This window comes from Flavobacterium sp. FlaQc-30 (genome assembly GCF_044005885.1).
Classification (GTDB): Bacteria; Bacteroidota; Bacteroidia; order Flavobacteriales; family Flavobacteriaceae; genus Flavobacterium.
Window position 1 is genome coordinate 226499 of the sequence record NZ_JBIPCO010000006.1, and the last position, 26385, is coordinate 252883.

Annotated in this window: 24 protein-coding genes; 4 read left to right on the forward strand and 20 right to left on the reverse strand. The window is 33.4% G+C overall.

The window, feature by feature from the left end:
* Positions 1-51: 51 nt before the first annotated feature.
* The 14 genes from ACHRV0_RS14900 to gltB all read right to left on the reverse strand — a co-directional run bounded on the left by ACHRV0_RS14900 (position 52) and on the right by gltB (position 15410).
* A complete protein-coding gene (locus ACHRV0_RS14900) occupies positions 52-552 on the reverse strand; it encodes an SRPBCC domain-containing protein (protein ID WP_129025505.1) in 501 nt (166 codons plus the stop codon).
* 45 nt (positions 553-597) lie between these two features.
* A complete protein-coding gene (locus ACHRV0_RS14905; RefSeq protein ID WP_395441411.1) occupies positions 598-1098 on the reverse strand; it encodes an SRPBCC domain-containing protein in 501 nt (166 codons plus the stop codon).
* Positions 1088-1414, reverse strand: coding sequence for a helix-turn-helix transcriptional regulator (locus tag ACHRV0_RS14910; protein WP_089054615.1), 327 nt, complete (start codon positions 1412-1414; stop codon positions 1088-1090). Before ACHRV0_RS14910 ends, ACHRV0_RS14905 begins: the two co-directional genes overlap by 11 nt.
* Before the next feature lie 219 nt (positions 1415-1633).
* Positions 1634-2188 carry a hypothetical protein gene (locus ACHRV0_RS14915; RefSeq protein WP_395441412.1) on the reverse strand — a complete coding sequence of 185 codons (555 nt, stop codon included), beginning with the start codon at positions 2186-2188 and terminating at the stop codon, positions 1634-1636.
* Between the two features lie 43 nt (positions 2189-2231).
* Positions 2232-3416, reverse strand: coding sequence for a hypothetical protein (locus ACHRV0_RS14920; protein ID WP_395441413.1), 1185 nt, complete (start codon positions 3414-3416; stop codon positions 2232-2234).
* 184 nt (positions 3417-3600) lie between these two features.
* Positions 3601-4068, reverse strand: a complete 468-nt coding sequence (locus tag ACHRV0_RS14925) for a DUF1572 domain-containing protein (protein ID WP_395441414.1) — start codon at positions 4066-4068, stop codon at positions 3601-3603.
* Positions 4069-4260: 192 nt separating this feature from the next.
* Complete coding sequence (locus ACHRV0_RS14930; protein ID WP_395441415.1) at positions 4261-4746, reverse strand: hypothetical protein; 486 nt, start codon at positions 4744-4746, stop codon at positions 4261-4263.
* An 81-nt stretch (positions 4747-4827) separates the two neighbouring features.
* On the reverse strand, positions 4828-5193 hold the full coding sequence (locus tag ACHRV0_RS14935; RefSeq protein WP_395441416.1) for a hypothetical protein: 366 nt from the start codon (positions 5191-5193) through the stop codon (positions 4828-4830).
* Between the two features lie 237 nt (positions 5194-5430).
* Positions 5431-6072 carry a hypothetical protein gene (locus ACHRV0_RS14940; protein WP_395441417.1) on the reverse strand — a complete coding sequence of 214 codons (642 nt, stop codon included), beginning with the start codon at positions 6070-6072 and terminating at the stop codon, positions 5431-5433.
* Positions 6073-6165: 93 nt separating this feature from the next.
* Positions 6166-6570, reverse strand: coding sequence for a helix-turn-helix domain-containing protein (locus ACHRV0_RS14945; RefSeq protein ID WP_395441418.1), 405 nt, complete (start codon positions 6568-6570; stop codon positions 6166-6168).
* A gap of 169 nt (positions 6571-6739) precedes the next feature.
* Positions 6740-7051, reverse strand: a complete 312-nt coding sequence (locus tag ACHRV0_RS14950; RefSeq protein WP_395441419.1) for a GIY-YIG nuclease family protein — start codon at positions 7049-7051, stop codon at positions 6740-6742.
* 472 nt (positions 7052-7523) lie between these two features.
* Entirely contained in the window at positions 7524-8816 is a 1293-nt protein-coding gene (gene lysA / locus ACHRV0_RS14955; protein WP_256371702.1) for a diaminopimelate decarboxylase, read from the reverse strand.
* Between the two features lie 524 nt (positions 8817-9340).
* Complete coding sequence (locus ACHRV0_RS14960; RefSeq protein WP_395441420.1) at positions 9341-10795, reverse strand: glutamate synthase subunit beta; 1455 nt, start codon at positions 10793-10795, stop codon at positions 9341-9343.
* Between the two features lie 97 nt (positions 10796-10892).
* Entirely contained in the window at positions 10893-15410 is a 4518-nt protein-coding gene (gene gltB / locus ACHRV0_RS14965) for a glutamate synthase large subunit (protein WP_395441421.1), read from the reverse strand.
* Between the two features lie 415 nt (positions 15411-15825).
* On the opposite strand from gltB, the gene sucC reads away from it, so the two are divergent.
* Positions 15826-17019, forward strand: a complete 1194-nt coding sequence (gene sucC, locus ACHRV0_RS14970; protein ID WP_089054649.1) for an ADP-forming succinate--CoA ligase subunit beta — start codon at positions 15826-15828, stop codon at positions 17017-17019.
* 213 nt (positions 17020-17232) lie between these two features.
* Here the strand turns inward: sucC and ACHRV0_RS14975 are convergent, their stop codons facing one another.
* The gene (locus ACHRV0_RS14975; protein ID WP_395441422.1) at positions 17233-18030 is read right to left on the reverse strand and encodes a DUF5694 domain-containing protein; all 798 of its coding nucleotides are present in this window, start codon (positions 18028-18030) and stop codon (positions 17233-17235) included.
* A gap of 222 nt (positions 18031-18252) precedes the next feature.
* Here ACHRV0_RS14975 and ACHRV0_RS14980 point away from each other — a divergent pair, with 222 nt between their 5' ends.
* Positions 18253-19293 (forward strand): sensor histidine kinase, encoded by a 1041-nt coding sequence (locus ACHRV0_RS14980; RefSeq protein WP_395441423.1) that lies wholly within the window; start codon positions 18253-18255, stop codon positions 19291-19293.
* A 3-nt stretch (positions 19294-19296) separates the two neighbouring features.
* On the forward strand, positions 19297-20004 hold the full coding sequence (locus tag ACHRV0_RS14985) for a LytR/AlgR family response regulator transcription factor (RefSeq protein WP_395441424.1): 708 nt from the start codon (positions 19297-19299) through the stop codon (positions 20002-20004).
* A gap of 168 nt (positions 20005-20172) precedes the next feature.
* Here ACHRV0_RS14985 and ACHRV0_RS14990 read toward each other — a convergent pair whose 3' ends face one another.
* The 4 genes from ACHRV0_RS14990 to ACHRV0_RS15005 form a co-directional block, all read right to left on the reverse strand.
* A complete protein-coding gene (locus tag ACHRV0_RS14990) occupies positions 20173-20640 on the reverse strand; it encodes a DUF1456 family protein (protein ID WP_129024924.1) in 468 nt (155 codons plus the stop codon).
* A gap of 135 nt (positions 20641-20775) precedes the next feature.
* Positions 20776-21798, reverse strand: coding sequence for an aminotransferase class I/II-fold pyridoxal phosphate-dependent enzyme (locus ACHRV0_RS14995; protein WP_395441425.1), 1023 nt, complete (start codon positions 21796-21798; stop codon positions 20776-20778).
* Positions 21799-21801: 3 nt separating this feature from the next.
* Positions 21802-22812, reverse strand: coding sequence for a dipeptide epimerase (locus ACHRV0_RS15000; protein ID WP_089054630.1), 1011 nt, complete (start codon positions 22810-22812; stop codon positions 21802-21804).
* Positions 22813-22843: 31 nt separating this feature from the next.
* The gene (locus ACHRV0_RS15005; RefSeq protein WP_395441426.1) at positions 22844-23641 is read right to left on the reverse strand and encodes an alpha/beta hydrolase; all 798 of its coding nucleotides are present in this window, start codon (positions 23639-23641) and stop codon (positions 22844-22846) included.
* 57 nt (positions 23642-23698) lie between these two features.
* On the opposite strand from ACHRV0_RS15005, the gene ACHRV0_RS15010 reads away from it, so the two are divergent.
* Positions 23699-24100, forward strand: a complete 402-nt coding sequence (locus ACHRV0_RS15010) for an excinuclease ABC subunit B (RefSeq protein WP_129024928.1) — start codon at positions 23699-23701, stop codon at positions 24098-24100.
* Positions 24101-24145: 45 nt separating this feature from the next.
* On the opposite strand, the gene ACHRV0_RS15015 is transcribed toward ACHRV0_RS15010, so the two are convergent.
* A complete protein-coding gene (locus tag ACHRV0_RS15015) occupies positions 24146-26329 on the reverse strand; it encodes a prolyl oligopeptidase family serine peptidase (RefSeq protein WP_395441427.1) in 2184 nt (727 codons plus the stop codon).
* Between the last annotated feature and the right edge of the window lie 56 nt (positions 26330-26385).

The window sequence follows — 26385 nt, forward strand, 5'->3', positions numbered from 1 at the left end:
TACGATACGGGAAACCGTAAAGTACAACTTTTATATATTTGATTGAATCTGCTAGACTTTTGAAGCAAAAATTTCATCCAAGCCTTCAAGAGCAATTGTGAAACCTTCTTTGAAGCCCATTTCGATAATCTTTTCTAAATCAGATAGTTTTTCATGTTTAATGGCAATGTCAACAATTGTTGAATTTCCTTGCTCAGAAAAGTTAACGTTCCAGTCAGAACGTGGAAAATCTGCGTTTAAGTTTCCTTCGTTATCACTAAAAGCATCTAGATATTTAAAATTAGTTTTAGGCGTTATCGATGTAAAATCGGCTATTGCCCAGTGTTCTTCGCCTTCTGGTCCTACCATAGCATAAAGCCTGCGGCCGCCTTCTTTAAATTCCATGCTTTTTGTTCTGGCTTTCCAAGGAGCTGGTGCCCACCATTGATCTAGGATTTCTGGCTCTGTCCATGCCGACCACACATTTGCTAGAGAAGCATTAAATTCACGTTTTACATTTACGGTACTATTTTCTTTGTCTACAGTAAAATTCATTAAAAGATTCGATTTCATTTTCTTTAGATTTTAGATTTATTACTATTTTTATTGACTTTGTTTTTATTTTTGTGCTTCGAAGATTTTGTCCAAACTTTGCATAGTGGCCGTAATTCCTTCTTTGAAACCCATTTCGATTATTTTTTCTAATTCTTCCAGACTATCTCGTGTAATTGCAATATCAACAACCGTCAGATTCCCTTTTTCAGAAAACGTTAAATCCCAATATGAGCTTCCAAAAGCTGAATTTGAGTTTCCATCAGCATCACAAAAAGTAGAAGAATATTTAAAGTTTGTTTTTGGAGAAATAGAAGTATAATCAAAAGAACTCCAATGTTCTTCGCCTTCCAGACCAACCATAGCATACAGTCTTCGTCCGCCCTCTTTAAAATCCATACTTTTTGTTTTTGATTTAAAGGGAGCCGGCGCCCACCATTGATCTAGAATTTCAGGCTCAGTCCATGCCGACCAAACGTTTGATAAAGGAGCATTAAATTCACGTTTTATGTTTACCGTTTTATTTTCTTTATCTACAATAAAACTCATTGCTAAATTAGATTCCATTTTCTTTAGATTTTAAGTTCATTAATACTTGATCTAATTGACTGAAACGGCTTTCCCATATTTGTTTAAATTGCTCCAGCCATTGATCAATTTCTTTCATTTTGTCAATTTTGAGTTGATAATAGATTTCTCTTCCCATTTTGGTTTCATTCAACAATTCACATTCATTAAGAATTTTAATGTGTTTAGAAACTGCTTGTCTTGTTGTATTAAATTGTTCTGCAATTGCATTAGGCGTTAATGCATTAGAAGCAATTAAAACTAGAATTGCTCTTCGGGTTGGGTCAGCAATGGCTTGAAAAATATCTCGTTTCATTTTTTAATTATTTAAATAAGCAACTAATCAGTTGCAAATATACGCAACTTTTTGGTTGCGCAATGTGAAATTTGATTTTTTTTATATAATAACAGCGAAATGCAATAAAAAGAAGAGAAGAATGTGGAGAAAGATTATGCTGTAAAACAAGCAGAGGCTCACTGTATTAAGTGAGCCTCTGTTTAAATTTAGACGTAATGCTTTTATAAAACTATAAAATTATTCTTGCTGAATCCATTTGTATTTTCCGTTTTCCAAATAAATTATTCCACAGCCGCAGCTTTCTTCGGCGTGAATAAATATTCCGTCGTTTAGCAGTTTTATTTTGTCTTCTTCTTTGATTTCTTCATCTGCAAGTATATCTCCATTTTCGCCTACATTATCCCAGTATAATTCATTTTTGGGTGCTTTTTCAAATATTCCAGCCCAGTCAATCTCATCAAAACCTTGATCTAAAATGTCATTTCCCATACCAAAATAATCGGTTTTATTTCCGTTCCCGAAAATGATTCTCAAACCGCTTTTTCCATTTTTAGTACTCCTTACAATTTCAACAGTTTCATTTAATCCGTCTCCATCAAGATCACATAAAATTTTATTTGTCTTATGTTTTGTTGATAATACGATTGTATCTGCAGTATTTTGAGTTTCTGTTTTTTCCGTTTTTTGCAGTGTATCTTTTTTTGCAGTTACAATTGAATCAGCGGGTTGTTTATCTTCCTTTTTGCAAGAGATAAAAAGGAGTGTGATGATGACTAAAATTCTAAATTTCATGTTTTGTTTTTTAACTACTTCTATTTTAAGTTAAATGGGATTATTATCTGAATTTATTTCGAATAATAATATCTTTAATTTTTGCTTTCAAATCTTCGCCGGTATCATAAACCATTTGTTCGTTGTTAGGAAAAGGAACTGCGCGTTTTGTAAAATAACTAATATAGTTATCGTCGCAGGCATTTCTGTCGCCTTTGTAAGTCGAATAAATATTCTCAAAGAAATATTCGCTGGTTACAGGAAATGACTGAAGTAATTGATTTGTTCTTACATCAACATAATCTACAACTGCAGTAACTTGACAAGATTTAAATTGTCTAAATTCATAAACATTTGCGCGAAGCATTCTGTAATTATCGACTTTTATTTCCTTACCCAAACTGTCTTTTACAGGTCTTCCTCGACTGTCTAAAAGTGTTTTCATGCCATCTTTAATCTGTCTTTCTTTTATAAATTCTTTCTCCTTCATTTGTTCGGGCGAAATATTTATTTGTCTAAAATTGATTATTAAGCTGTAATCGTAAGTAACATTTTTTTGTCGAGCGCTGTGGTAAACCGTCCATTTATCATTTAATCCATAGGTTTTAAAATCCAATAAATCGTCTTGAAGCATTTTCGGAATCACCATATTGGTTTGATTTTTAGCATAAACATCTACAAAATCAGTTCCTTTAAACAGTGCGTCCTCCATTAGTTTTTTTGCATTCTTATAGTTTGGACTAATGTTTTCTAAATACGTTAAATCGTCATAGGCTTTTCTATAATCAAGTTTATTGTTTGATTTTAAAAGAGTCAAAGCATTTTCGTATAAATATCTGGTAAGAGCAATTTTACTGCTTATAATTTGGTTTGAATAATTGTCAAAAGTAAAAGAAGCATTTTTTCCCTGTTTTAATAGCGGCAGAGGCAATAATGGTCTTATTTTTTCCTGACGGTTATTCAATTGTAAATAGGTGTTGTAAACACGTTCAGCATTTGTAGGAGTAGCTTCTTTAATCATTAAATCAAGATCACGAAGATCTCTTTCTTTTGCTTTTGCAAAAGCTTCTTCAAGTAAATACACATAATCTTGTTTTCCTTTTGAATCTTTTTTAGTTCTTAAAGCTTCAACTGCGCGATCAATAGCGCCGTCATAATTACCATCGCTTATTAAAGCCTGAGTTGTTTTTACGCCACACGATGAGAGAATCAGAAAGAATATAGAGAATAATAAAGTAGTTTTTTGCATAGTAATTTTTTGAAGTTGCAAATATATTTCATTTAAATTTCAACAACCATGCCTTTTTTTAATTTATTTTAAGGAGCAGAAATTTATGTTTTTACAAGAACTTTTTGTCCCGCTTTCGCCTTTATCTCTGCGAGGATATCGGCTTTATCGGGGCTGGATTAGAACGTTTAGTTTTTTATAAATCTTATTTTGTCAGCAGTTTTTTAATCAAAACAATCTGTCCTAAATGGTAATAACTATGTTCGATCATAGCATCAATATTTCTTCTGTACGTTCCGTATTTTTCATCAGCAAAAAATTGGTCTAATTTTTCATCAGACATTTGTTCGACAAAAGAGGCAAATTCTTCAGAAGAACTCCAAAATTTCTCTAGAAAAAATTCCCAGTCTTCAGGAGAAGAAATAGGAGGAAAGTCAAAGCTGAATTTATCTTTTATGTCTAGAGTTCCACCTTTAAAAACAGTATTAATTCCGTCAATATAATAATGTACATGCTGTGCCAGAATTGCTATTGTATTTAAGTTTTGAATAGGAGTAACGGCAGTTTTCCAATCTAGATTTTCGAGTTGGTCTTTGTAATTGGTATTGGCAACCCAAGTTCCGTTAAGGATAATTTCTCTAAAACGATTGGCAATTTCTAATGCATTTTTCACATTTAAATAATTTAGAAGTTGTTATTCTTTTATTGTGCATTATTCTCATTGGAGCTATAGAAAATGTTTGTTGTTTGGCAAGAAATAGTAAGTATTGCTAAAAGGAGTAGAGGTTTAATTTTCATATTGGCTTAGATAAAATTTAAAATGCGAATATAAAAAATTGCGTACGAAAAAACCTTGTTTTATTGGTTATTGAACATTTTGTTTATTTTCGATATCATTTCCATTATGTTCAATTTTGAGTATCCAGAAAGCAAATTTTGAATATTCGATTTCAATAAAATCATCAATATTTATTAGGGAATAGGTTTTTTTTGTAACCTCATATTTAGGGATATCTTTCGAATCAAATACAATAAAATAATTACTACTTTTTTTTAAGGTATAATATTTATCAATTACCTTAAAAGTGGTTACAATCTTAATTTGTGCTGCGAGGTCGTTTCTTGTTACTTTTAATCTTTTTAAGGAAAGTACTAACACGACGAGGGATATGAGAATAATAACAAAAACGATGATATTGAATATCGAAAACAAAGTGTCTGAATCGCTTAATCCCCAAGACCAAAGTGCAATAAATGAAAGAAATACAAATATAAAGACTTTCGTTTTTTTTACTTTTCTTTTTATGGTTTGGATGTCTTTATCGGTTATTCGAGTTTCTGTTCGGTTCATTTTATAAGGAATGTTCATTTGACTAAAGCTTCGCAGTGCTTATTTATTGGTCTAGTTAAGCTTGAGTCAATAGAAATATATTTATTTAGATTTCCTATTCTTTATCTGATACACAATTTCCCAAAAAATAATAGATAAAAGCGCATTCGTAAATATGGCTGTTTTAACTAAGTAAGGATCGTAATTTGAAAGTAAATGCAAATTGGCAAACTGTACCGCCAAAAATAATGCTAAGGCGGCAATGGCAATAGAACAAATTATATTTAAAATTGGTTTCCATTTTAATCCTAAAAAAGCATAAATAATATTTAAAACCGCAAAACCGCAGCCCATAGTTATATAAGGATCAGTTTTTAATATCTCGCCAAGTGATAGAAAAAAATGAGTTGAGGTAAGATATAAAAAGAATAAAATGGAATAAAGCAGGATTCGTATTTGTAGTTTCATTTTTGTTGTTTTTTAGCGAGTAAAATTAATCATTTAAAATGAAGCTTTGATTAGGATTTTATTGTAAAAGTGTTTCTACTTTAGTTTCAGATTTTTCTTTAAGCGGGCTATCTGAATGCAAACTCCAAATAACTAGAAATTTTCCTTTTGCGAGATATTCTTCTGGATGTTCTTTAGTTGGCTGGCCATCTTTTGTTTAGTTCTATTGAATTTTACTGCAGGAGTAAAATGGTTGTGTTATTCATCATCTTTGAGATACCTGCTGTCAAAATAAATCTTGTATTCCATTGTGTTTTTTTCTTTGTAAGGTTCTCCAGTTTTTTTGTCTTTCATTTCAACAAAAAAATCTTCGCTTAAAAAATCGACACAGCCATAAATATGTTTACGATCAGATTTATTGTTAGGTAATCTGTTGAGAACAAGTTTTGAAGTTTTTGTATAAACAAGTATTTCGCTTTTAGCATCTACCTGGTCTCTACTTGTAAAATAAGAGGGATAACCCCAAAACTTGCGCAATTTTATTTCTGCAGTTTTATTTGGAAATACTTTTGCAACAAAACCGTAAACTTGAAATCTACTGCCAAAACCACCTTTAATAATAAGTGTGTCATTTTCGTAATAGTGATTGCACATAAAGTCTTTTTTTGTAAAATCATTTTTTAGATGATCATAAAATATAGTGTCTTCAACCATATTTTTTCCTCTATAAACTGTTCCATAAATCGAATCTATCGCATATTGTGATCCGTTGTTTGTTGTATTTATATTTTCAAGAGCCAACGCTTTTATTTTTGGGTCTAAAATTATTTTGATTGTTTTTTGAGAATAAATAAAACTTACTGATAAGACAAAAAATAATGTGAGTAGATTTAATTTCATAGGTTTAAAATTTGGATTGGAATTTTGGTTGTGCACAAAAAAAGCACAAAATAAAAAGATATTTGTGCTTTCATAAAATTTATTGTTGAGGAATTATTTTCCTTTTAGTAATTTTTCTAAATATTCGTTTTTGTCTTTTTCAGCTTGAACTAAACGTTCGTAAAGTTCTACAACTTTATCAAGTGGATTGAAAGTACAAGAGTTATTAGTGTCTCCACTTCCTTGAGCTCCATTATTTGCACTGTTGTCGTAAAAGTTATTAAAGAAATTAAAAACATTTTCTTCAGAAAAACTTTCAATAGTTTCTACCGAAACTCCTAATGCTTTTGCAATTTGAGCAAGTTTTTCGGGATCAATAGTTTCATTTGATTCAATTACGGAAATAGCTTTTTGACTCGTTCCAATAGCTTCTGCAAGTATTTCCTGCTTCATACCTCGAAGTTCCCTGATTCGGCTGATGTTTCTGCCGATATGTTTTGGTTTTGATGTTGTGCTCATAATTTCAAAGGTATTTAAAATTTTTTAATTTTTTTAAAGAATAAATATATGATTTTTCTGAGGTGATTTGTTATTCGAAGTTTCAGTTTTCAAGTTTCGATTATCCACAATCTTGTCATTTCGACGTAAGGAGAAATCTTCGCAAGAAGCTCCACAAAGATTGGAAACGTTATTCAAATAAATAATTAAGAAAATCCAAATTTGGATTAATAGTTTTGATTAATTCAATTTTCTTTTCTCTGCGCCAATCTTTTATTTCTTTTTCTCTGGCAATAGCTTCTTGAATCCAAGTGAATTTTTCGAAATATAGTAAGTATGTGGCATTATATTTTGACGTAAAACTTTTGTTTTTATTTGTATTGTTTTCTTTATGCTGGCTTAAGCGGATTCTTAAATTATTTGTTACTCCAGTATAGAAAACGGTTTTGTATTTATTGGTTAGTATGTATATGTAGTAAGTGTGATAGCCTTCTTGGTGCATATTTTTGATGCTAAAGATAATATTTTTTTAAGTTTTTTCTTTCTTTTTTATGTGATTTTGTTTCTAATCTTTGTGGAGCTACTTGCGAGGATTTCTCCTCCGTCGAAATGACAAACAGGGGGGGTATACTTTCCGGAGTTACTTGCGAAGATTTCTCCTTACGTCGAAAAGACAAGATTATGGAGAACTTTGTCTAGGTTTTTAATCTCAAAGTATGTCATTTCGACCGAAGGGAGAAATCGCACTCGTAACTCGACAAAAATTACCGATTTAGATTACGGAGTTTCTATTGTGATTTCTCCCTTCGGTCGAAATGATAAATATTGTGGTTACTTTGCGTGGGCTTCTAGTTCGCTCAGCCTGACAAGATTGAGCGAAATAAAATCGGCTGAATCTGCAAAATCTGCGAGAAACAAAAAATCCCGCCTCAATTAAGAAACGGGATTAAATAGATATTCTCTTTTTTTTTATTTTAAACTGTTGCAGCAATTTCTTGTGGCAACGGAATTTGATTTTTAAGTAAATCTTCAAATGTTTCAGCTTGGCGAATTAAGATTCCTTGTCCGTTCATCCATAAAACTTCGGCTGGTTTGTATCTTGAATTGTAGTTTGAAGACATTGAGAAACAATAAGCTCCAGCATTTCTGAAAGATAAAATATCACCTTCAGTAATTTCTTGAATTCTACGGTTGTTTGCAAAAGTATCGGTTTCGCAAATGTATCCTACAACAGAGTAAAAACGCTCTTTTCCTTTTGGGTTTGAGATGTTTTCGATATGGTGTGAAGATCCGTACAACATTGGACGAATTAAGTGGTTGAAACCACTGTCAACTCCAGCAAAAACTGTTGATGTTGTTTGTTTTACTACGTTTACTTTTACTAAGAAATGACCTGCTTCGCTCACCAAAAATTTTCCTGGTTCGAAAATTAAGGTTAAATCTCTACCGTATTCTGTACAGAAAGCATTGAATCTTTTAGATAATTTTTTACCTAATTCTTCGATGTCTGTTTCGATATCGTCTTTTTTGTAAGGAACTTTGAATCCGCTTCCGAAATCTAAGAATTGTAATTCTTTGAAATGTTTAGCCGTATCAAATAAGATTTCAGCAGCGTACAAGAATACTTCAATATCTAAAATATCAGATCCTGTGTGCATGTGAATACCCACAATGTGCATTTTTGTGTTTTCGACAATTCGTAAGATATGCGGAATCTGGTGTACAGAAATTCCGAATTTACTATCGATATGTCCAACAGAAATATTTGCATTTCCGCCCGCCATTACGTGTGGATTGATACGAATACATACTGGAATATGTGGATGTTTTGTACCGAATTGCTCTAAAATAGATAAATTGTCGATATTGATTTGTACACCCATTGCAGCAACTTCTTCGATTTCTTCAAGAGAAACGCCGTTTGGTGTAAAGAAAATCTTTTCGGGTTCATAGCCAGCATGAAGTCCTAACTGAACTTCCTGAATTGATACAGTATCTAAGCCAGACCCCATGTTCTTTAATAACTGAAGAATCGCAACGTTTGACAATGCCTTCATGGCATAATTAACTCTTAAGTTTTCTACCTTAGAGAAAGCTTTAGTTAACCTGTTGTACTGAGATTGGATTTTTTCGGCATCGTAAACATACAATGGACTTCCAAATTGGTCTGCTAACTGCAGTAAATCTTTTGCTTGCATTTTTAAATCATTTTGGGCAAAGTTATTACACTTTTGATTACCAGCAAATAAATTGTAGAAAAATAACAAATTGTAACAAATTGTTTAATTTTGAACAAAAAGTTGCTTATTTTGAGTTTTTGTAACCTTTTCTGAGATGCTTAGGTTTTTAGATGCTAAGATACTAAGTTTTTTCGCCACAAATTACACGGATTATCGCGAATTTTTAATTGTTGATTTTTTGCAAAATACTAAAACATAGCCCGTGGTTTCAACCACGGGAAACGTTGCGGATTGGGTGTATTACATATTATATTTCCGCGGTTTCAATCATGGAAAACGTTGCGGATTGGACGCAATCATATATTGTGTTCCCGTGGTTGAAACTACGGGCTATATTTGAAATAGAAATCGGCCACAAAACAAAAATTAGTGAAAATCCGTGTAATTTGTGGCAAAAAAAATCCATTTAATCTGTGGCTAAAAAAATAAAACCCCTGAATATAAATTCAAGGGTTTGTTAGTAGTTATGTTGTTTATCGGAAAAGATTAAATAAAATGCAAGGAAAAAAAACTTAGTATCTTAGAACCTTAGCATCTCAGAACCTTAAAAATTATAAGCTCGGTAAATCTCCTTTTCCTTTAGTAGGCAAGTTAGTAGAGCCCATAAGGAACAAATCTACCTCTCTTGCAGCTTCGCGACCTTCTGAAATAGCCCACACGATTAATGATTGTCCACGACGCATATCTCCAGCTGTGAAGATATGAGGTACGTTTGTCTGATAATTATGCGCTTTATAGTTGCTTCTCATATCAGTTTCGATGCCTAATTGCTCGCTTAATGTTTTCTCTGGACCTGTAAATCCTAAAGCTAATAAAGCTAAATCACAAGGCCAGATTTTCTCAGAACCTTCTTTTTCAATTAATTCAGGACGTTGACCTGGAGTCATTTTCCATTGCACTTCAACTGTTTTTAATCCAGTTAATTCGCCTTTATCGTTAGAAATGAATTCTTTTGTATTGATCAACCAGTTTCTGTCGCAACCTTCTTCGTGAGAAGAAGATGTTTTTAACTGCAACGGCCAGAAAGGCCAAGGAGTTGATTCGCTTCTTCCAACTGGAGGTTTTGGCAAAATTTCAAAGTTCGTTACCGATTTAGCTCCGTGTCTGTTTGAAGTCCCAATACAGTCAGAACCAGTATCTCCACCACCAATAACGATTACATCTTTACCAGTTGCTTTAACTTGATCTGGAATTGATTCTCCAAATAAAACTTTAGTTTGTTGTGTTAAGAAATCCATTGCCTGAACAACACCTTTGCTTTCGATTCCTTTAGTTGGCAAGCTTCTTCTTTCAGTTGCTCCTCCGCATAAAACGATAGAATCGAATTGGTTTAATTCTTCAACACTGAAATTAACTCCAACATTTACATTTGTTTTGAACGTGATTCCTTCTGCTTCAAGAACAACTATACGACGGTCAATAATTCCTTTTTCTAATTTGAAATTCGGAATTCCGTAACGTAATAAACCTCCAATTGCATTGTCTCTTTCAAAAACTGTAACGGTGTGTCCCGCTCTGTTTAATTGCTGCGCTGCCGCAAGACCTGCGGGTCCTGAACCAATAACAGCAACTGTTTTTCCTGTTCTTGTTTTTGGAGTTTGTGGTTTGATCCAGCCTTCTGCAAAACCAATTTCAACAATGTTTTTCTCAATGTTTTCAATTGATACAGGATCTTTTATGATTCCTAATACACATGCTTTTTCGCACGGAGCAGGGCATAGACGTCCTGTGAATTCTGGAAAGTTATTAGTCGATTGTAAAATCTCTAATGCACTTTGCCATTCTTCCTGATGTACCATATCGTTGAAGTCAGGAATTAAATTTCCTAACGGACAACCACTGTGGCAAAAAGGAATACCACAATCCATACATCTTGAACCTTGTTCTTTTACTTTATCTTTTGCTAACGGAATAGTGAATTCGTTGTAGTTAGAAACACGTTCAGCTACAGCTAAATTACTTTCGTCGGCTCTGTTATATTCTTTAAATCCGCCTATTTTACCCATGACATTTTTATTAAATTTAGTTGTGAGATGTGAAATGTGAGAAGTGAGTTGAGAAAATCAACCTTTGTACCTCTGCACCTTTGTAACTCAGAACCTTTTAATCAGCTATTAATTCTTCTATTTTTTTCTCTTCTGCAATTCTTTGTAATGCTTTTTTGTAATCAGTTGGCATTACTTTTACGAAGTGCTGTTGTTGGTTTTCCCAGTCTGCTAAAATTCTTTTTGCTAATGGACTGCTTGTGTACAATGAATGATTTTTGATCAATTTTCTTAGTTTCGTAAGATCTTCTTCTTCCATTGGATCGAATGCAACCATTTCCATGTTACAAACTGTAGAATCGAATTTCTTATTTGGATCGTAAACATAAGCTACACCACCGCTCATACCAGCTGCGAAGTTTCTTCCTGTTTTTCCTAAAACTACTACTGTACCACCGGTCATGTACTCGCAACCGTGATCTCCAATTCCTTCAACAACTGCTGTTGCTCCAGAATTTCTCACACAGAAACGCTCTCCGGCCATTCCATTAATATAAGCCTCTCCGGTAATAGCTCCGTAAAGGGCAACGTTCCCAATAATGATGTTGTCTTCAGGTTTGAAAGTTGCAGTAGGAGGTACTTTTACAATTAATTTTCCTCCAGACAGCCCTTTTCCTAAATAATCATTACAGTTTCCGTGAATTTTAAATGACAATCCGTTTGTTGCAAAAGCACCAAAACTTTGTCCGGCAGAACCTTCAAAATCAACTAAAATAGTGTCATCAGGTAATCCTTGTGCGCCGTAGATTTTTGAGATTTCGTTACTCAAAATAGCACCTACAGAACGGTCTGTATTTTTAATTTTAAAGGTTACTCTTGTTTTCTCTTTTCTATAGATAGACGGAATCGCTTCTTTGATGATGTCAAAATCCAATACATTTTCAAGTTGGTGATCCTGAGTAGTTGTATTATGATTTGGCTCTGTTTTCGCTTTTTCCGGTTTGTATAGAATTGATGACAAGTCTAAACCATTTGCTTTATAATGTTTGATGGCTTTGTTCACATTTAATTTTTGTGACTGACCTACCATTTCTTTTAAAGTTCTGAAACCTAACTGCGCCATGATTTCTCTTAACTCCTCAGCAATGAAATACATGAAGTTGATTACGTGCTCTGGAGTTCCTTTGAAATTCTTTCTTAATTCAGGATCCTGAGTTGCAATACCAACTGGACAAGTATTTAAGTGACAAGCTCTCATCATGATACATCCAGAAGCTACAAGCGGAGCCGTTGCAAAACCAAATTCCTCGGCTCCTAATAAAGCTGCGATAGCAACGTCACGACCTGTTTTTAACTGTCCGTCACATTCAAGAACTACACGGCTTCTTAAATCGTTTAAGATCAAGGTCTGCTGTGCTTCAGCTAAACCAAGTTCCCATGGAATACCTGTGTGCTGTAAAGATGTTAATGGTGCAGCTCCCGTTCCTCCGTCGTAACCAGAAATTAAGATAACGTCAGCTTTTGCTTTGGCAACACCGGCAGCGATAGTTCCAACTCCAACTTCAGAAACTAATTTTACGTTAATACGAGCTTCACGGTTTGCATTTTTCAAATCGTAAATCAACTGAGATAAATCCTCAATTGAGTAAATATCGTGGTGAGGAGGAGGCGAAATCAAACCTACATAAGGTGTAGAGTTTCTAGTTTCAGCAATCCAAGGCACTACTTTTTCTCCAGGCAACTGTCCACCTTCACCAGGTTTTGCTCCCTGAGCCATTTTAATCTGGATTTCTTTAGCGTTTGTCAAATAGTTGATCGAAACACCAAAACGTCCCGACGCCACTTGTTTGATTGCAGAGTTTCTAGAATCTCCGTTAATTTCTTTCTGGAAACGTTTTGGATCTTCTCCACCTTCTCCAGAGTTACTTTTTCCGCCAATTCTGTTCATTGCAATCGCTAAATTCTCGTGTGCTTCTCTAGAAATAGATCCGTAAGACATTGCACCCGTTTTGAATTTCTTTACAATTTCTGTCCAAGGTTCTACTTCGTCAATAGAAATTGGATCTAAATTATTGAATTCAAATAAACCTCTAATAGTCATTAAGTTTGAGCTTTGCTCATTAATGGCATTGGAGTATTCTTTATAACTTTCAGGGCTGTTTAAACGAACTGCCTGTTGTAATTTAGAAATAGTGGTTGGGTTAAACATGTGTTTTTCGCCACCACGTCTCCATCTGTAAATACCTCCAATTTCAAGAGAAAGCAAGCTTGCAATTTTTGAATTTGGGAAAGCTTTTTGGAAACGTTTTTTAACCTCTTTTTCAACTTCCATTAAACCAATTCCTTCAATTCTTGATGGAGTGTAAGGGAAGTATTTAGAAGTAAATGTTTTGTTTAAACCTAAAATCTCGAAAATTTGAGCAGCTCTATATGAATGTAAAGTAGAGATACCAATTTTGTTCATGATTTTAACGATTCCTTTCGCAATCGCTTTGTTGTAATTTACAACCGCATAATCAGCTTTTACTCCAGTAATGAAACCTTGTGCAACTTGATCGTAAATGATTTCGTTTACCATGTACGGATTGATTGCACTTGCACCGTATCCGAATAATAAAGCAAAATGATGAGGTTCACGAGGTTCAGCAGATTCGATTATGATTCCGAATTTTGAACGAACTTGTAAAATGTTTAAAGAGTGGTGAATGTAAGAACAAGCCAATAACATTGGAATTGGAGCTAATTCTTCGCTAACACCTCTATCAGAAAGAATGATAATGTTGCATCCTTCAGAAACAGCTTTAAAAGTTGCTTGAACACATTTTTCAAGAGCACGTTCTAAACCATTTACTCCTTTTTCTATTTTGTATAAAGTAGAAATTGTTGCTGATTTGAAATCTGCGTGGTCAATGTTTCTAATTTTATCTAAATCCTCGTTAGAGATAACTGGATTTTGGATTTTTAGTTTTTTACATTGTTTTGACTCGATTTCAAAAATATTGAAATCACCGCCAATCGCTAAACTAATATCGGTAATAATTTCTTCACGAATACCATCCAAAGGTGGGTTAGTAACCTGAGCAAACAATTGTTTGAAATAGTTGTATAACAATTGAGGCTGGTCTGATAATACTGCCAATGGTGTATCGTTACCCATAGAACTGATTGCTTCAGCTCCTTGACCTCCCATTGGGTTGATGATTGTTTTTAAATCTTCAATTGTGTAACCAAATAAACGCTGTCTTGTTAAAAAATCTAGTTTTTCAACAGGAGTAGGGTTGTTGGTATAAGGAACTTTAGCAAGAGGCAATAAGTTAGCATCTAACCATTCTTGATAAGGACGTTTTGTAACGATTGATTTTTTTACTTCTTCGTCTTCAATAATACGACCTTCGTTCATATCAACCAAGAACATTTTTCCTGGTTCAAGACGTCCGTGTTGAATTACATCTTCTGGATCGATATCTAGTACACCAATTTCTGATGACATGATTACGAAACCACTGTGTGTTAATGTATAACGAGAAGGGCGCAATCCGTTTCTGTCTAATAAAGCTCCAATTACGTTTCCATCTGTAAAGGGAATAGAAGCTGGACCATCCCAAGGTTCCATGATACAAGCATTGTATTCATAGAAAGCTCTTTTTTCTGGAGACATTGTTTGGTGTTTTTCCCAAGCTTCAGGAACAACCATCATCATTGCCTCTGGAAGAGAACGGCCTGTCATTAACAAAAGTTCAACCACCATATCCATAGAAGCAGAATCTGATTTTCCTTCTAAGATAATTGGGAATAATTTTTTGATATCATCGCCAAAAACTTTGCTCTGCATAAGCTCTTCACGAGCACGCATACGGCTTACGTTTCCACGAAGTGTGTTGATCTCACCATTATGACACATGTATCTAAACGGTTGAGCTAAGTCCCAAGATGGGAATGTATTTGTAGAGAAACGCTGGTGTACAAGCGCTAAACGCGTCACCAAGTCTGGATCTTTCAAATCTATATAATAACGGCTGATGTCTTCCGGCATCAATAGACCTTTATATATTATAGTAGTTGTCGATAAACTAGTAAAATAAAACATATGACTTTCAGAGGTTTTAGATCCTCTTACGGCATGTTCAGCAATTTTTCTAGCTGCAAAAAGTTTTGCATTAAATTCTTGTTCAGTTAAATCTTGACCGTTTTTTGAAACGAAAACTTGCTTAACTGTTGGTTCTTTTTCTGCGGCGATCTGCCCTAAATTTTCAACGTCAACTGGCACATCTCTCCAACCTAAAACTTTTAAGTTTTGGTCTTTAATAGTTGCCTCAAATGCATTAATACAAAAAGAAACTTGGTTTTTGCTTTTTGGTAAAAAAACCATTCCTACTGCATACTCACGCGCTTCTGGGATTTCAAAGTCACAAACTTTCTTAAAAAAATCATGAGGGATATCAAACAAAATCCCCGCTCCGTCTCCAGTTCTTCCATCAGAACTAACGGCACCACGATGTTCCAATTTAATTAAGATGTCTAATGCTTTGTGAATAATATCGTTTGATTTAATACCATTCAAATTACAAATAAATCCTGCACCACAATTGTCGTGTTCAAATTCAGGCAAATAAAGCCCTTGTTCTTTAACTTTCATTCTTGATATTTTTTCTACAAAAATAAAGATTTCGTTAAACATAATGTATTGAAATAATAAATTGACTTACATTTTTGTTGTAATAATAGAAAAACGCTTCTTAATTGATAATAATGTTATATTGACCATTGCGAAATGATAAAATGACAATGCGCTTTAAAATATATTAAGAAAAATCGTCGTTGAGCTACTGAATTCGGTGAATTTTTTGTTAAATCTCAAACGATATAGTGATTTTAAGTTAACATTAACAAAGTGTTTCGGTAACGATTTGTTTGCTTTGAAAAAGAATAATCCTATAATACCTATTTGAGGTGTTTTTTAATTGAAAAAGATTTTACTATTAAGTTGAATTTTGCTACTTTTGTCGCACTTTTATTCTGAAATAAATTCAGAACCAGACAAATTCTATATTATGAACATACACGAATATCAAGGAAAAGAAATTTTAGCAAGTTACGGAGTACGCATTCAACGCGGAATTGTGGCTAACAATGCGGTTGAAGCTGTAGCTGCTGCAAAACAATTAACTGCCGAAACTGGTACAGGATGGCATGTTATTAAAGCACAAATTCACGCAGGTGGTCGTGGAAAAGGTGGTGGAGTTAAGTTGGCTAAAAACTTGCAACAAGTTGAAGAAATCGCTGGACAAATCATCGGAATGCAATTAATTACACCTCAGACATCTGCTGAAGGTAAAAAAGTAAACAAAGTTTTAGTTGCAGAAGATGTTTACTATCCAGGTGAAAGCGAAACGTCTGAATTTTATGTTTCTGTTTTATTGAATAGAGGTACAGGTCGTAACATGATTATGTATTCTACTGAAGGTGGAATGGATATCGAAGAAGTTGCTGAGCACACACCACACTTAATTTTTACGGAAGAAATCGATCCATCTGTTGGATTACAAGGTTTCCAAGCAAGAAGAATTGCCTTTAACTTAGGTCTTTCTGGAAATGCTTTCAAAGAAATGGTTAAATTTATCGACGCACTTTACAATGCTTACATTGGTTCTGATGCTTCAATGTTTGAAATCAACCCAGTTTTAAAAACATCTGATAACAAAATTTTAGCTGTTGATGCTAAAGTTAATATCGACGATAACGCTTTATACAGACAACCTAAATATGCTGAAATGAGAGATATCCGTGAGGAGAATCCAATCGAAGTTGAAGCTAAAGAAGTTGGTCTAAACTATGTTGACCTTGACGGTACTGTAGGATGTATGGTAAACGGAGCTGGTCTTGCAATGGCAACTATGGATTTAATTAAATACGCTGGTTTTGAGCCTGCTAACTTCCTTGACGTAGGAGGAACTGCTGATGCAAAACGTGTTGAAACAGCTTTCAGAATTATCTTGAAAGATCCAAACGTAAAAGCTATCTTAATTAACATCTTCGGAGGTATCGTTCGTTGTGACCGTGTTGCTCAAGGTGTTGTTGATGCTTACAAAAACATGGGTGACGCTATCAATGTGCCAATCATTGTTCGTTTGCAAGGAACAAATGCTGAAATTGCAAAAGAATTAATTGACAACTCTGGTATGCCAATCTTATCTGCAGTTCAATTCCAAGAAGCTGCTGACCAAGTTAAAGCTGCTCTTTCTTAATTAAATAAGAAATCAAATTATATAGAAAATCCATTCCACTTCGGAGTGGATTTTTTTATTTAACCGCAAAGCACGCAAAGTTTTTTTGCTAAGGATTGTGAATACAAACGCAAAGTTCGCAAAGCTATATGGAGATAAGCTTTGCGAACTTTGCGTTTAGGAAGATATTATATTTAAAAAATCTTTGCGTGCTTTGCGGTTAAATCACTCAGTTTATTTCAAAACAGTCGATAAGTCTACAAGTTCAAATGTTGGATCGTTTTCAATAAGCTGTCTGAACATCGCAGCATGGCCGCCGCCAACTAAAACCATTATTTTATCATCTTTGCTTTCAGTTAGCTTTTGGATTAAAGAATACATATATAAGTTTCGTTTGTACCAATTTGTCACTAAGGAAGCACCTGTAAAATCATCTGGTTTTCCAGTTCTGTTTGCTACTTCTAAGTACCATTGTAAGTTATCTTTGTCCGTTTCTTTTTCATTGAAATAAAGCATAAGTTCTGTTAAAGTGCTTTTTGAAATTCTCTCATTTTGTTCTTTCTGATATTGTGCCATCATGTTTTTAGTCTTCTCCATCAAATCCTTTTGATCCGCTTTTTCCATACTCATCATTAAACTATCGTAAGGAAAAGGAGTGCGATAATCAATTGCGTATAATTTTTTGTGATTTAGTTTTTTAGCAGTGCGAAGTGCCAATTGCGTAATTTCGTTTGCATCTTTTTTGAAAAGACTATCAGTGTTTTTATTGTAAAACTTATCTAATTCGGCTTGTTTGGTGAATCTCCATTCAACAAAAATTTTGTCTGGGTCAAATTTCTTGATTTTGTCACTCATGGTTTCAAGCTCTTTTTGGCTTTTTTCAGACATGACATTAAAAGTTTTTATTTTGGCAACATCATTTCCTGGATTTGCAAAATGAAAAGTTCCAATTAACAGGATTTGCTTCTTTTTTGTTTGAGCAGATGATAGGTTAAATGTAATAAGGGCTAGTAATAGGATGATTTTTTTCATGATGATTTTGTGTTTAAATTCATTGCAAATGTAGGGGCAGATTCCAAGCTTTTTTTTCGGTTTTGATGAACACTTAGTTTTACTTGACCAACTGTCGATATTCTGTTTTCAAAATGTTGGTATACTATTTTTCATGGTTCGTCATCAAAAAAACGTGGTTTCATATAAATAGCATTTACATTTAAAGTCATAATTGTATTTTTGAACTTATAACCGATATTTATGAAACTTAAAATACCTTTTTACTACCATATTATTCTTTTTCTTGGATTGTTTTTAACCTACTGTCTTTGGGATTATGGAATTAATAATAAAATAATAATGGTCGAGCGAACCAAGCTTTACTTCTGGATTACATCGACTTTTTTTCTTTCTGTTTTTGTAGTTTACATAGTCAATTTTTATACGGTTTGTGACTGGTTTTTGAATAAAAAGAAAATGCATTTTTATTTTTTAAGCATTCCATTTTCGTTAACCCTTTTTGCTGGAGTCAGATATATTTTTCAAGAAGTAATTATGTTTAATATTATTGGAGTGCATAATTATCATGTTGGCGATTTAGAATGGAGTTTTTATATTCGTGATAATTTCTTTTTTGGATTACCCGCTGTTATTTTTAGTGCTTTGAGTTATTTGTTTTGGCAGTTTCAGAGTGCACAGCAGCAAAATCAAGAATTGCTTTTAGAGAATAAAAAAGCTCAATTTCAAATGTTGAAAGCTCAGGTGAGCCCGCATTTTTTGTTTAATACTCTGAATTCTTTTTACAGCCAGTTGGTTTTAAAAGATGATGAAATGGCTTCAGATGTTTTGGTGCTTTCCGATTTGCTTCGCTATGTTATTACCGAAACTGATAAAGATGAGGCGGTACTTTCAAAAGAAATTCAATTTATTCAAAACTATATTCATTTACAGAAAAAACGATTTGAAGATCAATTGTATCTGGATTTTTCTATTGAAGGAAATTATTCGAATGAAAGAATTCTTTCATCAGCTTTAATTCATTTTGTGGAGAACGTTTTTAAACACGGAAAATTTAATAGCGAGCAGGAAAAAGCAGTTATTTTGATTAAAATAAAAGAGGATTTTTTAGAGATTTCAACATTTAATTATATTGTTGAAGGCGAGAATTATTCTTCGACTGGAATTGGTTTTGATAACTTAACTAAAAGGTTAGAGTATATGTATAAAGGTAAATTTGTACTTGAAAAAACCGAAGAAAATAATACCTTTAAAACCTACTTAAAAATACCACTAAAAAAATAATTTATGGCTTTTAAATGTATTATTGTTGACGATGAACCGCCGGCAACTCGTATTCTGGAGAATTATATTGCTAAAGTTAATTTTCTTGAAAAAACGGGAGTTTTTAATGATTCATTAAAGGCTTTAGAATTTTTAAATACACACGCAGTTGATGTTATTTTTTTAGATATTCAAATGCCGCAATTAACAGGTTTACAGATTTCTAGAATTATTTCAAAAGATATAAAAGTTATTTTTACAACAGCATATCCTGATTTTGCATTAGAAGGTTTTGAATTGAATGCAGTTGATTATTTATTAAAACCCATTTCGTTTGAACGTTTTTATCAAGCAGTTTCAAAGCTGAATTCGGAATCCAAAACGATTGTTTCAAGTCAAAATAACACGCCTGATTTTCTATTCATCAAAACAGATGGAAAGAATAAATTCCAGAAGATTTTTTTAAATGATATTTTGTATGTAGAAAGTCTGCAGAATTATGTTTGTATTCATACTTCAAAACAGCAGATTATTACGCATTCGTCATTAAAAAATGTGATAGAATCACTTCCTGAAAGTGATTTTATTCAGATTCATAAATCGCATATAATTTCTTTAAAACATATTGAGTCAACAGATAATTTCTCTGTTTTTATAAATGGGAAAGAACTCCCAATCGGTGCAACTTTTAAAGATGCTTTTTTTGATAAAATAGAAGAGAATAAGATATAGATTTTTAACCGCAAAGCACGCAAGATTTTTTATTTAGGATTGAGAATACAAACACAAAGTTCGCAAAGCTTTATCTATATAACTTTGCGAACTTTGCGTTTATATTTAATCTTTTTAAGTAAGAACCTTAGCTCCCGATAGCTATCGGGATTGCGGTTAAATCCTCAATTACGATTTTTTCTTATTGCCGTTTTTGAAAACCACTTTTTCTACAACAGATGGTTTTCCATTTCCTTTAGGAAATGCTTTCTTTTTTGGTTTTCCAGCTGATGAACCCGACTTTGATGAACTTTGATCACCTCTATATTTTTCTGAATCTTTTGGAGAAGCTTTAAATTCTGGTCTTTCTTTGGAAGTTTCTTTCTTTGGAATTTCCGATTTATGTTTTGCTAAAACATCTGTTGGGTTTTTAGGATTTTCTTTAGTTCCTCTCAAATGAATTACCAATCCGTTTAAGAAATTACGCAAAACCTGATCGCCGCATTCCATATAGTTTGGATGATCTTCGGCTCTAAAAAAAGCACCTAATTCTGATTTTGTAATTCTAAAATCTACTAATTCTAAAATTTCAACTATTTGGTCATCACGGAGCATTAAAGCCACGCGAAGTTTTTTAAGTATATCGTTATTTGTCATCGTTTATTTTTTACAAAGGTACGTTTTAAAAGCAAAGATTTAGAGTATTTTTTTTCGCCGCGAATTACACGAATTTCTACTAATTTATTTGAAATTTTAATTCGTGAAAATTTGTGTAATTCGCGGCGAACTTTTTTATTTATGATTTAAGACCTGAACTAACTTATCCAAATCTTCTTTTAAATGGTTTGCGGTAATTACAATTCGATTTAGCGGTTCAGCATCTTTAGTATATTTAAAACTAGCAATGATGATTTTTTCTTGGCTTAATTTTTCAACCATTTCATTTGATAAAAGATAAATCAAAGGGTAGCTTTTATCAAATAGAATATTATTATTTTTGATTAAAATCGAATCGATATATTCTAAATTGGCTAAGAGTTTTTTGTGCTGCAAAGTGTAGATTTCTGCCGCATCTGAAAGTGTTTGCACAAAAGCAGGGTTCATTCCTGCTGCGCTGGTAAATGTTTCTAATTCCTTTATTTTAGTGATAAACTCAAAATCAGATGCAATAACACCGCCGGTTAATCCAAATGCTTTTCCTAAAGACGAAACTATTATTTTCCTTTTAACAGGATATTGAATTGAGGAATAAATGCCACAGCCGTTTTTGCCTAAAATTCCAAAAGAATGAGATTCATCGATAAGCAATGTAATTTCTTTATGATGTGGAATTTTCTTTAAGAAAGATAAATCAACAGGTTTTGTTTCAAAAGAGGGAACACCATCAGTAAGAATGGCTATTTTCTCCCGTTTTGAATCCAATAAACGTTCGTTTAATTGCTCATTTTCAAATAAAGGAAGGCTGTTTTCAATCTGGATTGCATTATGCGTATCATTCAAATGAAAAAAACAGTCAGTTTGCTTTTTTATTAAATCTATAACCAATTTTCCCGCCAGCATTCCTGATGAAACGGTAACAGCACTTTCTGAACCAATATGAGAAGCTAAAAAGGTTTCGCCTTCATCGTAAGCTCTTAATTTGATGTTAGCAGTTCTCGAACTGCCGTAAGTAGTTCCCCAGTTTAAAATGTTTTTAACGACCAGATTCTGAAAAGCTTTATTGGTTGGAAGTCCCAAATAAGCAGTTCCGCCAAAATACAAAAACTGTTCTTGGTCAATCTCAATAACTCGATCAGGAAATTTTTCGACTTTCATTTTTTATAGCAGTGTAACTCCAGTTCCGTTTAGATTAGAATAGCTTACAACACCATCTTTTATAGTTACACCAGTTGCAATATCTTCCGCTAAAAGCAGTGCGCCATCCATATCAACATAATCAAGCTGAGGCAATAAATGAGCGATTGCAGAAATACCCACTGTCGACTCCGTCATGCAGCCTACCATTGTTCGCAATCCTAGTTTTTTAGCTTCTTCAATCATGCGTTTTCCAGGAGTTAATCCGCCGCATTTTACCAATTTTACATTTACACCGTGAAAATGATTAAAACATTTAGCAACATCTTCTTCAATAATACAACTTTCGTCAGCAATAATAGGTAAAACAGAATGCTTGAAAACTTCTCTATGCGCCTCCCAATTATCTGCTTTCATAGGCTGTTCTAAAAATTCTACACCTAGTTTTTTTAGTTCTATAGCATTGTTGATCGTTTCTTCGACTCCCCATCCGCAATTTGCATCAATTCTAAAAACAGCATTTGTATGTTTTCTAAGTTCTTTTACGATTGCAATATCTTCTTTAGTTCCCAATTTAATTTTATAGATCGGCCACGGAAGTTCCTGCATTTTTGAAACCATTTTTTCAATAGAAGCAATCCCGATTGTATAATCTGTCATTGGATTTCTTTCGGTCGTGTAGTTCCATAACTCATATAATTTTTTGCCTTTTTTGCGTGCATACAAATCATTATAAGCCAAGTCTAAAGCGCAAAGCGCAAACATATCGTCTTTTAAATACGGATGAATTTTTGACCAAAATACTTCGGGAGTTTCATTTTCAGTACTTTCAATAATGGTTCTGATTTTTTCTAAATCTTCCATCATCATTGGAACTGTGGTTTTGTAATATGGGTTTGAAGTAGCTTCTCCAAAACCTGAAAAACCATCGCTTTGCAGCTCGACGATTAATGAAGGCTGAAAATCAATTGATTCTCTCGAAATAGTAAAAGTATGTTTTAGCTTTAAGTTATATTCTTTTAAAATTAGTTTCATATTTTATGCTGTTTTTTTGTCTGTATTTTGCTCAATAACCAAGCCAAAGAACCGCTTTTGTAAAGCCGTCTCTCCATAGTTTTTCGTTGTGTTCGCCGCCTTTTACAATCTTTGTTTTAGTAAGATGCAGGCAATAGCATCGGTTTTTGTCTAATAAACGTTCCATTTTATTTAAATCACTTACCATATCGTCACTCTCTTTATCTCCGCAGAGAAAATAAATTTTCGTTTTATTTTTTGAAGCCTGTTCCGTTAAAGTATAAATATCATTTGAAAACCAAAATGATGGGGAAAAAATACCCGCCTTGCCAAAAACTTCTGGATATTTAAGAATAGCATAATAAGAAACTAAACCACCAAGTGAGCTTCCCATTATAGTAGTGTTTTTTGCTTTGGTTTTAGTTCTATAATGTTTATCAATATAAGGTTTTAAAGTTTTAACAATAAAATCAAGGTAATCGTCGGCCATTCCGCCGCCGTATTTTTCATTTTTATAGGGTGTTAATTCATCAATGCGTTTTTCATTTCCATGTTCAATACCAACTACAATTACGGGAGCTTTAAGACTGTCTAATTTTTCATCGACATTCCATTCACCGGAATAAGAAGTTTTAGCATCAAATAAATTTTGAGCATCGTGCATATAGATAACGCTGTATTTTTTGGCTGAAGTTAAATAACCTTCGGGTAAATAAATCCAGATTTTTTTGGTGGTTTTGAGTTGAGGAGCTTCAATTGTAAAAATTGATACGTTTTTTGAAGCAGTGCTTTCTTGAGCATTTCCAATTGCAAAACAGAGAAAAATAAAAAAGAAAACTCCTCTAAGCATCAGTTCTTTTGTGTTTTAGATTTAAATATAATATTTTAGCTAAAAATAACAAATTTGATGAATACCGAAGAAGAAAAGAGAAGTTTACTTTTAGAAATGATTGCTTTCTCGACAGTTGATGGTCAATTGCATAAACGCGAGCTGGAATTTTTATGGCTGGTTGCGCAAGAACTGAATATTGATCGTGCTCTTTTTCAAGATTTATTTCATCAAGAATATACTGCTAAAGTAATTAAATCTGAATTTCAGCGTATTCAACAATTTTACAGATTGGCGCTGATTATGCACTGTGACGGTATTTTGCACGAAAAAGAAGCAAAAGCAATTCAGCAGATTGCAATTGAAATGGGATTAAATCCGACTGCAGTAAAACGTGTTTTGGATCTTATGGAAAAAGCACCAAATGCTTTAATTGACCCAAAAGTGCTGCTCAAAGTATTTCAGGAACAACACAATTAGGTCAAGAAAAAGGAATAAAATCTACCGTTTTAAATTCTGGTTTTATTACGGTTTTATTTTTTTTGAAGGCTGAAATTTGGGATGCCCGGTATGAGTGTATGCAAAACTGATTAAATCACTATTTTTTTCTATGCTCTTTGTTGCACTGTCGCCCATTCCGTGGCCAGATTCAAAGTCCGTTAAAAAAAGTATAGGATTGCTGGACGTATTTGCATTTTGAAGTGAAGCTGCAAATTTTGCCGGTTCCCATGCAATTACACGCGGATCATTCATTCCTGCCGTTATTAATGTTGCTGGATATGCAGTTCCTTTTTTAATATGATGAAACGAATCCATTTCTAGCAGCGCTTTAAATTCTGTTTTGTCTTTTACAGTTCCAAATTCAGGAATATTACCCGGACCATTTGGTGATAATTCTGAGCGAATTGTATTAAATGCGCCTACTTCGGGAATGGCAGCGGCAAACAAATCAGGTCGTTCTGTAATTGCTCTTCCAATTAAAATACCGCCTGCACTTGCGCTCCAAATAGCGATTCTTTTAGGCGAAGAATATTTTTCTTTAATTAAATATTCAGTAACCGCAATAAAATCTTTCCATGTATTAGGTTTAGTAGTTTTAAAACCTGCTTTATGCCAAGCTTCTCCTAATTCTCCGCCGCCTCTAACATGAGCAACAACGTAAATGCCTCCATAAGTACAATAAGGTAATGCAAAACCGGCGCTAAATCGAGGTTCCATAGAGATTCCATAAGCACCATATCCTACCATTAAAACTGGATTATCTCCATTTAGTTTCGTGTTTTTATTATAAATGATCGAAACAGGAACCAAAGTGCCATCATGGGAGGGAATCATAATTTCTTTAGAGACTATATCTTTGAATTCAGGATATTCAATAGGTTTTGACATGGGCTGAAAAGTAAATGTATTTGATGATGGATTATACAAATAACGTCTTGAGGGAGAAGTCCAGCCTGACAGCGTAATCCAAATATCACTTTTATTTTCATTTACAGTTAAAAATGAAGCTGAGCCTGCTTGAAAAGGCAATTTTAATTCGATAGGTTCCTTTTTTCCTTTTGCTAAGAAAAATACTTTTGCCTGAACGCCGTTTTCAGTAAGGGAATAATATAAACCATCTTTTGTAAGTGTAAAATTGGTAATATTTCCATTTTTGGGCTCAGGAACAACTGTTTCTGCTTTTTCGATGTTTGGATCTGAGATGAGAACTTTTATTATTTTGTAATTAGAAGCGTTTTTATAAGTCAAGTAATAAATAAACTCTTTATCAACATTGTAATTCGTTACTTCATCTTTTTTTTCAACTAAATTGGTCCATTTTGTGGGTTTGAAATTGTCTTTTAAATCAGTATCGTACAACTTAATTCGATTGTCTACCGTAACAACCAAGCCATAATTTTTATTTGAATTTTTATGGTAGAGATTCAAAGGAAATTCTTCAGCTCCTATATTAAGTTCAGGATTAGTTGCACTCGACAAAAATTCTACATCTTTACTTGGGTCTTCGCCTAATTTATGATAATATACTTTAGAGTTTAATAATCGGTTTGGATCGGTAACATTTGCAGAGTTTAATCTTCCGTATGTAAATGAATTCCCGTCAGGCATCCAAGAAGGAGTACTGAACCAGCATCTGTCGAATACTTCGGGGTAAACTTTTCCGTCACTGCTTACAATAAGTAATTCTGCACTTTCAGAACCGCTTGGAGCAATTTCTATAGCTACTTTATCTCCTTTTTCATTGGGCGTTATAGAGCTTATATTGTAATTTACTCCTGCTGTTTTTTTGTAAGTTTCTGGATCAAAAAGCAGTTTTTCAGTTCCTTTGTAGCCAATTCTCTGATATAGTTTGCCATTTTCCTCGTTGGCATTTCGTTTTAGATAGAAATAATGGTCGTTCTCTGTAATTTGTAAATCAGAGATAGTGCTTTCTTTTCTTGCATCAAGCTCTTTTAGTTTTTTAAAGAGATTTTGACGTTCTGGAACTTCATTTAGCTTTGCTCGTACATAATCAGCATTAGCTTTCATCCAAGTAACCACATTGGGATCATTTAGATTTTCAAGATAGCGATAAGGATCTTCTATCTTTTCTCCGAAATATTCATCTACGACGATTTTTTCTGGGGTGGGCTGTGGTTTAATCTGCCCGAAATTTGATACTACTGAGCCGCAAAGTGCTGCAGTAGTAAGAATAAATTTAGTGTTCATAATTTATCTAGTTTTGAAGTAAGAAAAAATTCCAGATAGATTATGGACGAGTAAAT